13 protein-coding genes and 2 tRNA genes are annotated in these 14,337 nt (G+C 59.1%); all 15 read left to right on the top strand.

What is annotated here, in order from left to right:
- Positions 1 to 10 precede the first annotated feature (10 nt).
- The 15 genes from M4NBBH2_RS01660 to M4NBBH2_RS01590 all read left to right on the top strand — a co-directional run bounded on the left by M4NBBH2_RS01660 (position 11) and on the right by M4NBBH2_RS01590 (position 14,308).
- Complete coding sequence (locus tag M4NBBH2_RS01660) at positions 11 to 838, top strand: TatD family hydrolase (RefSeq protein WP_116269452.1); 828 nt, start codon at positions 11 to 13, stop codon at positions 836 to 838.
- Between the two features lie 59 nt (positions 839 to 897).
- Positions 898 to 1,473 (top strand): glycine cleavage system transcriptional repressor, encoded by a 576-nt coding sequence (locus M4NBBH2_RS01655; RefSeq protein WP_022444815.1) that lies wholly within the window; start codon positions 898 to 900, stop codon positions 1,471 to 1,473.
- 53 nt (positions 1,474 to 1,526) lie between these two features.
- Positions 1,527 to 2,906, top strand: a complete 1,380-nt coding sequence (locus M4NBBH2_RS01650; protein ID WP_116269451.1) for a PFL family protein — start codon at positions 1,527 to 1,529, stop codon at positions 2,904 to 2,906.
- A gap of 186 nt (positions 2,907 to 3,092) precedes the next feature.
- On the top strand, positions 3,093 to 3,716 hold the full coding sequence (locus M4NBBH2_RS01645) for a response regulator transcription factor (protein WP_116269450.1): 624 nt from the start codon (positions 3,093 to 3,095) through the stop codon (positions 3,714 to 3,716).
- Positions 3,717 to 3,904: 188 nt separating this feature from the next.
- Positions 3,905 to 6,037 (top strand): RelA/SpoT family protein, encoded by a 2,133-nt coding sequence (locus M4NBBH2_RS01640; RefSeq protein WP_116269449.1) that lies wholly within the window; start codon positions 3,905 to 3,907, stop codon positions 6,035 to 6,037.
- A 78-nt stretch (positions 6,038 to 6,115) separates the two neighbouring features.
- A tRNA-Val gene (locus tag M4NBBH2_RS01635) sits at positions 6,116 to 6,192 on the top strand.
- A 310-nt stretch (positions 6,193 to 6,502) separates the two neighbouring features.
- The gene (gene thrS, locus M4NBBH2_RS01630) at positions 6,503 to 8,428 is read left to right on the top strand and encodes a threonine--tRNA ligase (protein ID WP_116269448.1); all 1,926 of its coding nucleotides are present in this window, start codon (positions 6,503 to 6,505) and stop codon (positions 8,426 to 8,428) included.
- Positions 8,425 to 8,970 carry a translation initiation factor IF-3 gene (gene infC / locus M4NBBH2_RS01625; protein WP_174703609.1) on the top strand — a complete coding sequence of 182 codons (546 nt, stop codon included), beginning with the start codon at positions 8,425 to 8,427 and terminating at the stop codon, positions 8,968 to 8,970. Before thrS ends, infC begins: the two co-directional genes overlap by 4 nt.
- A 189-nt stretch (positions 8,971 to 9,159) precedes the next feature.
- On the top strand, positions 9,160 to 9,360 hold the full coding sequence (rpmI, locus tag M4NBBH2_RS01620) for a 50S ribosomal protein L35 (protein WP_022444821.1): 201 nt from the start codon (positions 9,160 to 9,162) through the stop codon (positions 9,358 to 9,360).
- Between the two features lie 21 nt (positions 9,361 to 9,381).
- Positions 9,382 to 9,738, top strand: a complete 357-nt coding sequence (gene rplT, locus M4NBBH2_RS01615; RefSeq protein ID WP_116269447.1) for a 50S ribosomal protein L20 — start codon at positions 9,382 to 9,384, stop codon at positions 9,736 to 9,738.
- 174 nt (positions 9,739 to 9,912) lie between these two features.
- Positions 9,913 to 10,932, top strand: a complete 1,020-nt coding sequence (gene pheS, locus M4NBBH2_RS01610) for a phenylalanine--tRNA ligase subunit alpha (protein WP_022444823.1) — start codon at positions 9,913 to 9,915, stop codon at positions 10,930 to 10,932.
- Between the two features lie 12 nt (positions 10,933 to 10,944).
- Positions 10,945 to 13,356 (top strand): phenylalanine--tRNA ligase subunit beta, encoded by a 2,412-nt coding sequence (gene pheT / locus M4NBBH2_RS01605; protein WP_116269446.1) that lies wholly within the window; start codon positions 10,945 to 10,947, stop codon positions 13,354 to 13,356.
- 16 nt (positions 13,357 to 13,372) lie between these two features.
- Entirely contained in the window at positions 13,373 to 13,717 is a 345-nt protein-coding gene (locus M4NBBH2_RS01600) for an integration host factor subunit alpha (protein ID WP_116269445.1), read from the top strand.
- 121 nt (positions 13,718 to 13,838) lie between these two features.
- Positions 13,839 to 14,204 (top strand): MerR family transcriptional regulator, encoded by a 366-nt coding sequence (locus M4NBBH2_RS01595; RefSeq protein WP_116269444.1) that lies wholly within the window; start codon positions 13,839 to 13,841, stop codon positions 14,202 to 14,204.
- Positions 14,205 to 14,231: 27 nt separating this feature from the next.
- A tRNA-Pro gene (locus M4NBBH2_RS01590) sits at positions 14,232 to 14,308 on the top strand.
- The last annotated feature ends 29 nt before the right edge of the window (positions 14,309 to 14,337 follow it).

Genomic DNA, 14,337 nt, shown 5'->3' with positions numbered 1-14,337 from the left:
AGGGTGAGCCGTGGCCTGTCTTATCGATACGCATAACCACATGCAGTCTGAGCAGTTCGATCATGACCGTCCGGATGTCTTCCGGCGGGCGAAAGAGTCGGGTGTCGGCTGCGCGCTCATCGCGGCGGGAATTTCAGGCGACTGGACGAAATGCCTCCGGGTGGGGGCAGAGTCCGGGTGGTGCGTCGGGCTTGGGGTTCATCCGCTCGCGACCGCCCGTCCCACGGTGACCCCTGAAGTGGCGGACGAGCTGCGTGACGCGCTCAGGCGCGAAATGGCGGATCCCGCGAGCCGCGTGGTGGCGGTCGCGGAGATCGGGCTGGATGGTTTTGTGCCGGATCTGGACCGCGCGAAACAGGAAGCGGTGTTTGTCGCCCAGCTGAAGGTGGCGCGGGATACCGGCATGCCGGTCTCGCTTCACGTGAGGCGGTCTGTCGACTGGGTCACCAAGTGGCTTCGTCGGATTCCGGTTTCAGGCGGTGTCGCGCACGCGTTTAATGGCTCCGAGGAGCAGGCGAGGATTCTGATTTCGCTTGGACTCAAACTCGGATTCGGCGGCGCGATGATGTATAGCGGCAGCCGCCGGATCAGGCGTCTTGCGGCTACGCTTCCTCTTGAAAGCATCGTGCTTGAAACCGACGCTCCGGATATGCCTTCAGGCGCGAGGCGCGACAGCGGCAACCTCCGGACTGAACCCGCTGATATCGCGGGGTATCTCGATGAACTCGCTCAGCTCCGGGGCATGCCCCGCGACGAGCTTCTTTCAGCCCTCCAGGCGAATTCTCTTGCGGCATTCCCGGGAATGCGTGAGTTTCTCCCGGAGCGTCAGAAGAACTGAAACGCCATATAGAGTTACACTCACGTTCTAATACTTTGACCTGCAAAGTCTTAAGGAAAATGACCCAGTATACGAAAAATAACAGCGCGCTTGTCGCCGTCATCGGTCTTGATCAGCCCGGTATTGTTGCCACCGTTTCTTCCGCCCTTACCCGTCTGGGCTGCAATATCGAAGAAATGACCCAGTCCACGCTGCACGACCAGTTTTCGGGCATTTATCTGCTGAATAAGCCTGAAGGCCTGTCCAACGAGACGCTCAACGAGGAAATCAGCAAGGCGCTCGAAGCCCGCAAATTCCACCTCTCCCTTGTGATCCGCGACTTTGAAGAACTGCCGAAGGATTCCGTGCCGGAGTCCGAATCCTACGTGGTGACGATCTGGGGCAAAGACGGCAACGACATCGTGTCGACCTTCTCCCGCATCATGAGTGAGCAGCGCGTGAACATTCACGATCTGCGCGCGAAGCCGCTCGGTGAGGGTGAGTCCGTTCAGATTTTTGAAGTGAGCGTGCCGAAGGCGGTTGACGCCCGCGCGCTGCACCGCGTGATGTCGGAACGCGCCAAGGCCATGGGCCTCTCGCTCACGATGCAGCATCACCTCATTTTTGATGCGATGCATCACATCGAAATTCATTAATTCCATTTCGGCTGCAAGAGCGGCAGAAGACTCTTTTAGGGTGAAAAACAACAATGATTTCTGAAAACGAGATCCTTTCCACCATCAACATGACCCGGGCCGAGCACCTTGACGTGCGTACGGTGACGCTCGGTGTCAGCCTGTTCGACTGCGCGAGCACCGACTACGACACGTTTGCCTATCGTCTCCGCGCGAAGATCAGCAAGTATGCGAAGCGCCTCGTTGAGACCTGCAACATGGTCGGCGACCGCTACGGCATTCCGGTTGTGAACAAGCGTATTTCGGTTTCTCCGATCGGTACGGTCTGCTCCTCCTTCACGCGCGATCAGCTTGCCGCCGTCTGCCGCGAGCTTGACGCTGCCGCGAAGGAAGTCGGTGTCGACTTTGTGGGCGGTTTCGGCGCTCTCGTTGAGAAGGGCATCACCCCCGGTGAGCGTAACCTGATCGACTCGCTGCCTGAAGCCCTCGCGACCACGGACCGCGTCTGCTCCTCGATCAACGTGGGCAGCACGAAGGCCGGTATCAACATGGACGCGGTTGCCCTGATGGGCCAGCGCGTGCTTGATGTCGCCCAGGCGACCTCGGACCGCGACGGTATCGGCGCGGCGAAGCTCGTTGTCTTCTGCAACATTCCCCAGGACGTGCCCTTCATGGCCGGCGCCTACCTCGGTATCGGTGAGCCTGACGTCGTGATCGACGTCGGTGTTTCCGGTCCGGGCGTTGTGAAGAAGGCGCTTGACCGCCTGATCGAAGAGAAGAACAACGGCCGCCATATCACGGTGGACGATGTTGCCGAAACGATCAAGTTCACGGCCTTCAAGGTGACGCGCGTCGGTGAAATCATCGGCCGCGACGTGGCGAAGGAACTCGGCATCCCGTTTGGCGTGGCCGATCTGTCGCTCGCTCCGACCCCGGCGATCGGTGACTCCGTCGGTGAAATCTTCCAGGCTCTCGGTCTCTCCTCGATCGGCGCTCCCGGCACGACCGCGATTCTCGCGATGCTGAATGACGCGGTGAAGAAGGGCGGCGTTTTCGCTTCCTCTCACGTCGGCGGCCTCTCCGGCGCCTTCATCCCAGTGTCCGAGGACGCGGCGATTGAAGCCGCTGCCCGCAGCGGCGCGCTCACGTTCGAGAAGCTCGAGGCGATGACCTCGGTCTGCTCGGTCGGTCTCGACATGATCGCGATCCCGGGTGACACCCCGGCCTCGACGATCGGCGGCATCATTGCTGACGAAGCCGCGATCGGCATGATCAACAACAAGGCGACCGCTGTCCGCGTGATTCCGGTCCCCGGCAAGACGGTGGGCGACGTGGCGGTCTTCGGCGGACTGCTCGGCGAAGCGGCCGTCATCCGCGTTCCTGGCGGTGACTCCGCAGGCTTCGTGAACCTCGGCGGCCGTATCCCGGCTCCGATTCACAGCCTGAAGAACTAACGGATAAGAGACCGGGATTCTCCCGGTTTTATCCGTGTTCCGGAATAAGGCCGGGGACTCAGTCCCTGGCCTTTTTTCTTAATTTTTTGAAATTCATCCCCGCATAGGTTCACAATACAAAAGTGGGGATGCCTCTGCCTGGAGAAGCGGGGGCGGGTTTTGGTTGACTTCGGGTTGGAGAGAAAAATGGGGTCGGAAAGTAAATCGCCGCTGGTGAGAATCGTGGATGACGACGAAGGCGTGAGGCAGTCGAGCGCCTTCCTGCTCGGGGCCGCAGGCTACGAGACCGCATGCTACGAGAGCGCTGACGACTTTCTGAAGCATGATGATCCGGCCCGTCCAGGCTGCCTCCTGCTCGACGCCCGAATGCCGGGCATGACAGGCCTTGAACTGCAGGATCTGCTCGACTCCAGGGGTTTCAGGATTCCGGTGATCTTTGTCACCGGGCACGGCGACGTCGATATGGCGGTGCACGTGCTGAAGCAGGGCGCCGCGGATTTCCTCCAGAAACCGGTGGACGGCGACCGGCTGATCGCCGTGGTGGAGGCCGCCGTGAAGCGCGACCTCGAGCGGGTTGAGGCGGATGAGCGCGATAACGCGGACCGGGCGGCCTTTGAGACGCTGACCGCGCGCGAAAAAGAAGTGGTGAAGCTTGTTGCCGAGGGGCTCCAGAACAAAGAAATCGCCGAGAAACTGAATATCGCCGAGAAGACCGTCAAGGTGCACCGCGGCTCCGCCACCCGGAAGCTGAACGTCCGTAATGGCGTTGACATTGCCACGCTGCTTCGCCGCATCGGCGTCATGAATTGAATATTTCTGCGGCCTAATCCGTCCGCAGTCTCGCCTAGAATCTGAATTTGTATTAATTTGCAAAACCGGATTCGGGATTTCTACTGATATAAGCACGCCGCCATAGAATGGGCTGTCGCAAGGGGATTCCCACGCGAGGCCTGTCTGAAGGCGTTTATTCCTCATTAACCGCAGAGAAGATTTGTCCGATGGCACCAGATAACAAGAAAACCGAAGCGCCGGTTAAAGTGAACTGGCAGCTTGCCCGTTCGATGGTGGAACCGCTCTACGCGGGGCAATGCCTTGAGACAGGCGAACCCCGTATGTCGCACGCAGACGGCATGGCCAGCATTCTGCGGGGCATCCGGGATGATGATGAACTGATTGCCGCGGCCTATCTCTCCTCCGTGCAGGATTATCTGAAGAATCCTGAGGAGTGGATTGAGAAGAGTTTCGGCGGCAAGGTGCTCGAGCTCTGCACCGATCTGCAGCGTCTGATGAAGCTCTCCGAACAGGCCCGTTCGAGCAACAAGGAAGCGAATGCCGCGTCCCAGCCCGAGAAGCTGAGAAAGATGCTGCTCGCGATGTGCGGCGACCTCCGGGTCGTGCTCCTTCGTCTCGCGAGCCGTCTGCAGACGCTGCGCTGGTTTGTGATGCACCCGTCGGATGACGCGAAGATCTACGCCGCGGAAACGCTCCAGCTCTACTCGCCGCTCGCGAACCGCCTCGGTATCTGGCAGATGAAGTGGGAGCTCGAGGACCTGTCGCTCCGCTTCACGCGGCCTGAGGTCTATCAGGAGATCGTGCGGCACCTCGACGCGAGCCGCGCCGAGCGCCTCGCCTTCGTGCAGCAGGCCGTGACGAAGATCCGGTCGCTGCTCGCCGCGCACCATATCCGGGGCGAGGTCTCCGGCCGCTCGAAGCATATCTACTCGATCTGGCTCAAGATGGAGCGTAAGCACCTGCCGTTTGAGCGGCTCTTCGACCTCCGGGCGCTCCGCGTCATCGTGGATACGGTCGAACAGTGCTACGAGGTGCTCTCGATCCTGAATGAAAATTTCACCGCGATTCAGTCAGAGTACGACGACTATATCGCGCATCCGAAGCCGAACGGCTATCGGTCGCTGCACACGGTTGTGAAGGCTTCAAACGGGCTTCCGGTCGAAATCCAGATCCGTACGCGCGAGATGCATGAGTTCGCGGAACTCGGTTTCGCGGCCCACTGGCGCTATAAGGAAGCGGGCAATTCGCTTGGCGTGAATTCCGCTGAAGAGCAGAAAGTTGTCTGGCTCCGTCAGCTGCTCGCGTGGCACTCGGACGTTGAGCCGCCGCGCGCGCCGGGTGTCGAGGACGATCTGATCTACGCGCTCACCCCGATGGGGCGCGTTGTGGAACTCGCGGCGAACAGCACACCGGTGGACTTTGCCTATATGGTCCACACGCAGCTCGGCCACCGCTGCCGAGGCGCGAAGGTGAACGGCGCGATCGTGCCGCTCACGCATAAGCTGAAGACCGGCGACACGGTGGAAATCATCGCGGCGAAGTCCGGCGGCCCGTCGCAGGACTGGATGAATCCGGAGCTTGGGTTCGCCGCCATGGCCCGGACCCGCGGCAAGGTGAGAACGTGGTTCAACCAGCTGCACCTCCAGGAGCAGATCGCACGCGGGCGTGATGAGCTCGATACCGAACTCGCGCGCCTCGGGAAGTCGACTTATAACCTTGAGTCGCTCGCGAAGACGCTTGGTTTTGAGTCCGTGGATGATCTCTGCCTCACCATCGCGAAGGACGAGATTTCGAACCGCGCGATCGAAGCGGTCGTGGTGCCTCAGACGCAGAAAAAGGCGGCCGATGAGCCGGTGATCCCGGTGAAGCCCGCGCAGCCGCGTGCCCATCACGATAACGGACAGATTCTTGTTGCTGGTGTCGGATCGCTTCTCACGCAGCTCGCGAAGTGCTGCCATCCGGTGCCGCCTGACGAGATCGTGGGCTTTGTGTCCCGCGGCCGCGGTGTCGTTGTGCACCGCGCTGACTGCCCGAACGTGAAGAACCTGATGGAGCAGTCGAAGGAACGTCTGATTGAGGTCTCCTGGGGTGAAGCGCCCGAGGACACTCTCTACCCGATGGAGATCCTCGTTCTCGCCCGCGACCGTATCGGTCTTCTGAAAGATGTGACCGATGTCTTCATCCGCCTGAAGATCAACATCACGAACGTCAACACGCAGACTGTGAAGAACGTCGCGCGCCTGAAATTCGGGGTGGAAGTGGCCGGTGCCGCGCTGATGCAGCAGGCCCTGAAGGAGATTCTTGAGGTGAAAGGGGTCATTTCGGCCCATAGAAGCTAGTGAAAACCCCTAAAATAAAATATTTTTAGGGGGAACTCTTGCTTTTTTATTTTGGATCCGTAGAATTCTAATTCTCTCAGGCACGTAGCTCAGCTGGTTAGAGCATCACCTTGACATGGTGGGGGTCGTTGGTTCGAGTCCAATCGTGCCTACCAAATTTTTCTGGGAGTGCTGTGTTGTTAGATTTTTCTCTGATGAATCGAACTACACTGACCATCATCTAAAACCGATGGTGAGTCACACAGCAGTTCTGTTGCTTTAAAAAAGAAAGTGCGGCTCGGGCCGCACTTTTTTTTATTCTTTGCAGCCCGAGCCGGCGGCCGATATCCTTTACCTGGGCGGACCGGCCGGCAGAACCGCCTGACGGGCGGTCAGAGTTGCCGCTCTTCAGGCGGCAAACAGTCTGGGCAAGAAATCTTTTGAAAGAGAAGTCCCTGTCTGAAGGGGTTGAAAAGGGAGTGTCAAATGTTGGAAATTACTTTGCCGGATGGTTCAAAGCGCGAGTTTGAAGGCCCCGTGACAGTGGCGCAGATTGCCGCTTCGATCGGTGCCGGACTCGCCCGTGCGGCGCTTGCCGGCCGCGTGGACGGAAAGCTTGTGGATCTCTCCGAGACCGTGGATCACGACGCCTCTGTCGCGATCATCACCGGTAAGGATGAGGAAGGTCTTGACATCATTCGCCACTCCACCGCTCACCTGATGGCTCAGGCAGTGAAGCAGCTCTATCCGGAAGCCGAAGTGACGATCGGACCGTCGATCGAAAACGGTTTCTACTACGACTTCTCCTGCAAGAAGCCCTTCTCGGAAGAAGACCTCGCGAAGATCGAAAAGCGCATGGACGAGATCGTGGCGGAGAACCTCCCGATCACGCACCGCGAAGTGACGCGCGACGAGGCGATCTCCTTCTTCGATAAGCTCGGCGAGCACTATAAGGTCGAACTCGTGAAGGCGATTCCGGAAGACCAGAAGATCACGCTCTACACGCAGGGCGACTTCACGGATCTGTGCCGCGGGCCTCACGTGCCGAGCACCGGTGTGCTGAAGGTGCATAAGCTGATGAAGGTGGCCGGCGCTTACTGGCGCGGCGACTCGAAGAATGAGATGCTGCAGCGTATCTACGGCACCGCGTTCGCGACGAAGGATGAGCTGAAGGCTTATCTGCACATGCTCGAAGAGGCCGCCCGCCGCGACCACCGCAAGCTTGGCAAGGACATGGACCTCTTCCACCTCCAGGAAGAAGCCCCGGGCATGATTTTCTGGCACGCGAAGGGCTGGGCCCTCTGGCAGGTGATCGAGCAGTACATGCGCCGCATCTACCGCGACAACGGCTACCAGGAAGTGAAGGCTCCGCAGCTTCTCGACCGCTCCCTCTGGGAGAAGTCCGGCCACTGGGCGAAGTACCGCTCCAACATGTTCACGACGGAGTCTGAGAACCGCATCTACGCTCTGAAGCCGATGAACTGCCCGGGCCACATCCAGATCTTCAAGAGCGCGCTCCGCTCTTACCGCGATCTGCCGATCCGCTACGGTGAATTCGGTCAGTGCCACCGCAACGAGCCGTCCGGCTCTCTGCACGGCCTGATGCGCGTCCGCGGTTTCACGCAGGACGACGGCCACATCTTCTGCACGGAAGATCAGATTCTCGACGAATGCGTGAATTTCACCGCGATCGTGAAGAAGGTCTACAAGGACTTCGGATTCGACGATATTGAGTACTTCGTCGCGACGCGTCCTGAAATGCGTATCGGTGACGACGCGACCTGGGACAAGGCTGAGAAGGATCTGATGATCGCTCTCGACCGCGCCGGTGTGAAGTACAAGGTGCTGCCGGGTGAAGGCGCTTTCTACGGCCCGAAGGTTGAGTACCACCTCCGTGACTGCCTCGGCCGCAGCTGGCAGTGCGGTACGGTTCAGGTTGACTTCCAGATGCCGGGCCGTCTCGGAGCGGAATATGTTGATGCCGATGACCAGAGAAAGGTCCCGGTTATGCTCCATCGTGCTATCCTCGGTTCTCTGGAACGCTGGATTGGTATGCTGCTTGAGAACTACGCCGGAGCCCTTCCGCCGTGGCTCGCACCGACTCAGGTAGCGGTTGCCTCCATTACGGATTCCCAGGCAGACTACGCTCACGAGGTTTATCAGAAACTCTTCAATGCGGGTTATCGAGTAGAAGAGGATTTGCGCAGTGAGAAAATCAACTATAAAATTCGCGAACTTAGTCTGACGAAAGTTCCTTACATCCTGGTTGTGGGTGAGAAGGAAAAGCAGGCAGGTACAGTGGCTGTCCGTGAGCGCGGCGGCCGGAATATCGGTGCTATGAGTTTTGACGACTTTGCTGCGCTGCTCGCGGCTCAGGTCGCCGATCACACCAACATTGAGGTTAATAAGTGATAACAAATAGTAGGGATAACCCTGCAAAAGAGGAAAATCGTCATCGTCTGAATCGTGAAATCCGGGTCCCCGAGGTCCGAGTCACGATGCCGGACGGAACCAGCGTCATCATGAACACGTACGACGCTCTTCACAAGGCTGAAGAGCTCGGCGTGGATCTGGTCGAAGTCGCGCCGAAGGCGCGTCCGCCGGTTTGCAAGCTGATTGACTACGGCAAGTTCAAGTACCAGGAACAGAAGCGCGCTCAGGAAGCCAAGGCCAAGCAGAAGGTCACGCAGGTGAAGGAAGTGAAGTTCCGCCCCGCGACCGACGAAAACGATTTTCAGACGAAGATCCGTGCTGTCCGCCGCTTCCTTGAAGGCGGAGATAAGGCTAAAATTACGCTCCGCTATCGCGGCCGCGAAATGGCCCATCAGGAATTCGGCGTGGAACTTATGGACCGCGTGAAGACCGAGCTGGGTGATATCGCTCAGGTTGAGCAGAATCCGAAGCTCGAAGGGCGCCAGATGATCATGGTGCTCGGGCCGAAGCGCAAGAAGTAATCAGACGAAATCGTCCGGGGGAGATGCGTTTCTCTCCTCCGGCATTTCTGACCAGTTTTGCAGTACCTCCGAAACTTCTCCCAACCCGGGAAGTGTCGGAGTTAGAAGAAGTGATTCAAGGGCAGTTCAAGACCATCCAAACTTTTTCCGGAAGGCGCCTTTGAGTCATCAATAAAGAGGAAACGGCAAATGCCGAAGATGAAAACCAAGCGGGCTGCTGCCAAGCGCTTTAAAGTGCGCTCCGGCGGTTCCATCAAGTTTGGCCACTCGACCAAGCGTCACATCCTGTCCCATCGCACGACCAAGAACAAGCGTCACCTGCGCGGCATGGTGACGGTTGCGAAGTGCAATGAGCTCAACGTCAAGCGCATGCTTGCCATCGCTTCCTGATCTGGATAGGAGAATAAAAAGATGCCTCGAGTTAAGCGTGGTGTAACCGCTCGTGCCCGTCATAAGAAGCTGCTCGCCCTGTCGAAGGGCTACAGCCTTCGTGCCAACAATGTGTTCCGTGTGGCCAAGGAAGCCGTCATGCGCGGCGCCCAGTACGCCTATCGTGACCGCCGTGCGAAGAAGCGCGTCTTCCGCCGTCTGTGGATTGCCCGTATCAATGCGGCTACCCGTCAGAACGGAATGACCTACAGCGCCTTCATCAACGGCCTTCACAAGGCGAACATCCTCCTTGATCGCAAGGTGCTCGCTGATATGGCTGTGTTTGACAAGGAAGGCTTTGTTGCTCTGGTCGAAAAGGCCAAGGCAGCTCGTGCTTAATTGGTGAATCCACTTGTCAAAGCACAGGAGCGCTGAAGCCTCGGCTGAGGTGCTCCAGCTTTAAAAGGGGCGGGCCAGCAGTACCGGGCCGCCCCTTTTTTCGTTATCTTCTTCTGTATTGCGGGCAAGAAAGCAGACCGCTGCTGCCCACGTTTTCCGTATCGGAATCAAAAAATGGAAGATTTATCCAAACTGATTGAATCCGCCCGGCAGGCTTTCGCTGAAGCGACGCAGCCTGCAGCGCTGGAAGATGCCAAGGCGAAATTCCTTGGGAAGTCCGGCACCCTCACGACAATGATGAAGGGTCTGCGGGATCTCGCAGCCGACCAGCGGAAGGCGGCCGGTGCTGAGATCAATGCCGCGAAGCGTGCTGTGGAAGAGGCGCTGAACGCCCGCCGCGAAGCGCTCGCGCAGGCCGCTCTCGAGAAGAAGCTTGCCGAGGAAGCGATCGATGTGACGCTGCCGGGACGTACGTCTCCCGCCGGCGGCATCCACCCCGTGATCCGCACCTGGATGCGTATTGAAGAGATTTTCCGTTCGATCGGTTTCGACGTGGCCTCCGGCCCCGAAATCGAGAACGACTGGTACACGTTCACGGCGCTCAATAACCCCCTCAACCATCCGGCCCGCTCGATGCAGGATACGTTCTACGTCGACATGAAGGATGAGAAGGGGCTGCTGCTGCCGCTGCGCCCGCACACCTCCCCGATGCAGGTCCGTTACTCCCGCACCCACAAGCCGCCGATCAAGGTGATTGCTCCGGGACGTACCTACCGCGTTGACTCCGACGCCACGCACTCCCCGATGTTCCATCAGGTCGAAGGACTGTGGCTCGGCGAAAACATCAGCTTCGCGGATCTGAAGGGCGTGTACTCCATGTTCCTGCGCCGGTTCTTCGAAACCGACGACCTCATCGTGCGCTTCCGTCCGAGCTACTTCCCGTTCACCGAGCCGTCTGTTGAAGTGGACATGATGTTCACCACCGGCTCCCGCAAGGGCAAGTGGCTTGAGATTTCCGGCGCCGGCGAAGTGCACCCGACCGTGGTCCGCAACTACGGGCTCGATCCCGAGCAGTACTGCGGCTTCGCTTTCGGCTCGGGTCTTGAGCGTCTCACGATGCTGCGCTACGGCATCGACGACCTGCGGCTCTTCTTTGAAGGCGACCTCCGGTTCCTTCGCCAGTTCAACGAGTAATGGGGAAGAAAAATGCTGTTTTCTGAAAGCTGGCTTCGTACGTATGTGAATCCCGCGATTTCGAGCGAGGAGCTCCAGGACGCGCTCACGATGCACGGCCTCGAAGTGGACGAAGCCCGTAAGGCGGCCCCCGATTTCACGGGTGTCGTGATTGCTGAAGTCGTTGAATGCCGCGACCATGAGAATTCCGATCACCTGCATGTCTGCCAGGTGAACGCCGGCACTGGCGAACTGATCCAGATCGTCTGCGGCGCGCCGAACGTCCGAGCTGGGGTGCGTGTGCCCTGCGCGATGGTGGGAGCTGAGCTCCCCGGCGGGTTCAAGATCAAGAAGGCGAAGCTGCGCGGCGTGCCCTCGAACGGCATGCTCTGCTCGGCCCGTGAGCTCGGCGTGTCCGAGGATCATGACGGTCTCTGGCTTCTGCCGGAAGACGCCCCGATCGGCGAAGATATCCGCAAGTACGCTCACCTCGACGACGTCGTGGTGGATCTGAACGTCACGCCGAACCGCGGTGACGCGCTTTCTCTCACCGGTATCGCGCGTGAAGTCCACGCCGTGACGGGGGCTGAGCTGAAGCTCCCGGAAATCCATGAAGCCGCTGTGACGACTGACGCGGCTCATGCCGTGAAGATTGAGGCCTCTGACCTCTGCGCCCGTTATACGAGCCGCGTGATCACGGGGCTGAACGCCAAGGCGAAGACGCCTGAATGGATGGCGGAGCGGCTTGAGCGCTGCGGTCAGCGTCCGATTTCGGCTCTCGTCGATATTTCGAATTACGTGCTCCTCGAGCTCGGCCGTCCGACTCACTTCTTTGACCTCGATAAGCTCTCCGGCACCGTGACGGCGCGCTGGGCGAAGAAAGGCGAGAAGATTGAGCTCCTGAACGGCAAGACCGTTGACCTGACCCCGTACTACGGCGTGATCGCGGATGATAACGGTTCGCAGGCGATCGCCGGCATCATGGGCGGCTCGGCGGACTCTGTGTCGGATGACACGGTGAACCTCTTCATCGAGTCCGCGTTCTTCCGTCCGGCCGCGATCCAGGGCCGCGCCCGTAAGCTCAACTTCTCGTCTGACTCCTCGTTCCGTTTCGAGCGCGGTGTCGACTATGGAACGACCCGTGAGCATCTCGAGTACATCACGGCGCTCGTTCTCTCGATCTGCGGAACCGACACCACGCGCGTCGGCCCGGTGAGCGACATTGAGTCCGATCTCCCGGAGCGCCGCGTCGTGAAGTTCCGCGCTGCACGCTGCCGCAAGCTCGTCGGTGTGGACATTCCGACCGACTTCATGGAAGAAGCCTTCAAGCGTCTCGGGTTTGAGTACACGCGTGACGGTGACCTCTTCACGGTGACCTCTCCCACGTACCGCTTCGATATCGAAATCGAAGAGGACCTCGTGGAAGAAGTGGCCCGTCTCTGGGGTTACGACAAGCTGCCGGAAAATCCGCCGCTTGAGCGCGCTGTGATGCTGCCGTCCCGCGAGGATCGCCGCACGCAGCATGACCTGCGTCTGAAGCTTGCCGGCCGCGGCTATCAGGAACTCGTGAACTTCTCGTTTGTCGAAGAGAAGTGGGAGAAGGATTTCGGCGGCGAAGCTGCCCCGATCCGTCTGCTGAACCCGATCGCCTCGCAGCTCTCCGTGATGCGTACGCAGCTGATCGGCGGCCTTGTCGACATTCTGCGCTACAACCTGAACCGCAAGGAAGACCGTGTGCGCGTGTTTGAGCTCGGCCGCGTGTTCTTCCAGGATCCGACGATTGAGCCTTCTGACACGTCCGTGAAGGGCGTCCGTCAGCCCGAGCACCTCGCCGGTCTCGCCTACGGCACCGCGGACGCTCCGCAGTGGGGCATCAAGTCCCGCCGCGTGGACTTCTTCGATGTGAAGGGTGACCTCGAACGCCTCGCCTTCCCGCTCACGCTTGATTTTGTTCCGGAAGTCTTCCCGTCGCTTCACCCGGGCCGCAGCGCCGGGGTGTATCTTGACGGAAAACGGATCGGTCTCATCGGCGAATTGCACCCGAGGCTTCAGCAGGCGTATGATCTCCCCCTCTGCCCTGTGGTGTTCGAGATCGATGTAGAGCCGCTGCTCAGCGTGCCGGTCCCCGAGCATAAGCCCGTTTCCAAGTTCCAGAAGTCGCTGCGCGATATTTCGCTCGCAGTGCCGGCCTCTGTGACTTCGAAGCAGATCTTCGACGCGGTGCGCGCCGCCCGGAGAACGGATGTGAGACTCGCCTGTCTCACCGACTTCCGTCTCTTCGACGTGTACCATCCGGAAAATCAGCCTTCCGCCGATAAGTCGATGGCCTTCCGCCTCGTGCTGGAGTCCTTCGGTGAAGAGGCTGTGACTGAAGCCCAGATCGAAGGCGCGACTGAAGCGGTGATCGCTGGACTTGAACCCCTTGGCATTAAACTTCGTGCTTAATTAGGTAACCTTTGAAATGGCTATTGAAGAGAATGATTTTTCCCCCACCGTCGGGACGACGATGACGAAAGCCGATCTGGTCGATATTCTGTTTGACCGGATGGGTCTTTCGAAGCGCGAAGCGAAGCTGCTTGTCGATGTGTTTTTCGACGAGATTCGCTCCCGCCTGGAGCATGGCAGCCCCGTGAAGCTTTCCGGTTTCGGCAACTTCCAGCTGCGCGACAAGCCCCAGCGCCCCGGACGCAACCCGAAGACGGGTGAGGAAATCGCGATCACGGCCCGCCGTGTCGTTACGTTCCACGCATCGGCTAAGCTCCGCGATGCAGTCTTTGCCGGCTTCCCGGCGAAGTCTGCGAATTAAAATCGCTTTGTAATCCGAGTGTTTGAGAGCGGCAGAACCGGTAAAACGGTTCTGCCGCTTTTCTTTAAGCCCGTCCTTTTAGCGGTTAGAATCGGAAGGTCAGCTAGAGAAGGAAAAGGGCATGTCAGAGAAAGAAATCGGAGCTTTTCCGCCGATTCCGGAGAAACGCTTTTTCACGATCGGCGAAGCGGCTGAGCTGGTCGGAGTCGCGACTTCGGTTCTCCGGTTCTGGGAGGATGAGTTCAAGCAGCTTTCGCCGGGCCGTCACGGTTCGCGCCGCCGCTATGAGAAGAAGGATATTCTCACGGCGCGTGAGATCCGCTCGCTCCTCTATGATCAGGGCTATACGCTGGCCGGCGCGAAGAAGCATCTGAAGCACCGGAAGACAGCAGTCGCTCAGGCGACTGAAGGCAGAGCCGCCGTGAGCCCGAATGTGGTCGAGGAACTCCGGAATATCAGGGATTCCATCAAAAATTTCCTTTTATGAAGATTTTGTGGTATAGTTCATCTCTCTCGGGGTGTGGCGCAGCCTGGTAGCGCACTTGCATGGGGTGCAAGGGGTCGTGAGTTCGAGTCCCACCACCCCGACCAATTCCAGGAAAGGAGACAACGAAAGTTGC

Origin of the sequence: Mesosutterella multiformis, assembly GCF_003402575.1 — a bacterium.
Taxonomy (GTDB): Bacteria; Pseudomonadota; Gammaproteobacteria; order Burkholderiales; family Burkholderiaceae_F; genus Mesosutterella; species Mesosutterella multiformis.
This window is presented reverse-complemented; position numbering and strand designations above follow the sequence as displayed.

What these genes read in the sequence shown, in the direction of transcription:
- M4NBBH2_RS01600 (WP_116269445.1), top strand. Translation starts at nt 13,373, where the DNA reads ATGGCTATTGAAGAGAATGATTTTTCCCCCACCGTCGGGACGACGATG.
- rpmI (WP_022444821.1), top strand. Translation starts at nt 9,160, where the DNA reads ATGCCGAAGATGAAAACCAAGCGGGCTGCTGCCAAGCGCTTTAAAGTG.
- M4NBBH2_RS01650 (WP_116269451.1), top strand. Translation starts at nt 1,527, where the DNA reads ATGATTTCTGAAAACGAGATCCTTTCCACCATCAACATGACCCGGGCC.
- thrS (WP_116269448.1), top strand. Translation starts at nt 6,503, where the DNA reads ATGTTGGAAATTACTTTGCCGGATGGTTCAAAGCGCGAGTTTGAAGGC.
- rplT (WP_116269447.1), top strand. Translation starts at nt 9,382, where the DNA reads ATGCCTCGAGTTAAGCGTGGTGTAACCGCTCGTGCCCGTCATAAGAAG.
- M4NBBH2_RS01655 (WP_022444815.1), top strand. Translation starts at nt 898, where the DNA reads ATGACCCAGTATACGAAAAATAACAGCGCGCTTGTCGCCGTCATCGGT.
- M4NBBH2_RS01645 (WP_116269450.1), top strand. Translation starts at nt 3,093, where the DNA reads ATGGGGTCGGAAAGTAAATCGCCGCTGGTGAGAATCGTGGATGACGAC.
- pheT (WP_116269446.1), top strand. Translation starts at nt 10,945, where the DNA reads ATGCTGTTTTCTGAAAGCTGGCTTCGTACGTATGTGAATCCCGCGATT.
- M4NBBH2_RS01640 (WP_116269449.1), top strand. Translation starts at nt 3,905, where the DNA reads ATGGCACCAGATAACAAGAAAACCGAAGCGCCGGTTAAAGTGAACTGG.
- pheS (WP_022444823.1), top strand. Translation starts at nt 9,913, where the DNA reads ATGGAAGATTTATCCAAACTGATTGAATCCGCCCGGCAGGCTTTCGCT.
- M4NBBH2_RS01595 (WP_116269444.1), top strand. Translation starts at nt 13,839, where the DNA reads ATGTCAGAGAAAGAAATCGGAGCTTTTCCGCCGATTCCGGAGAAACGC.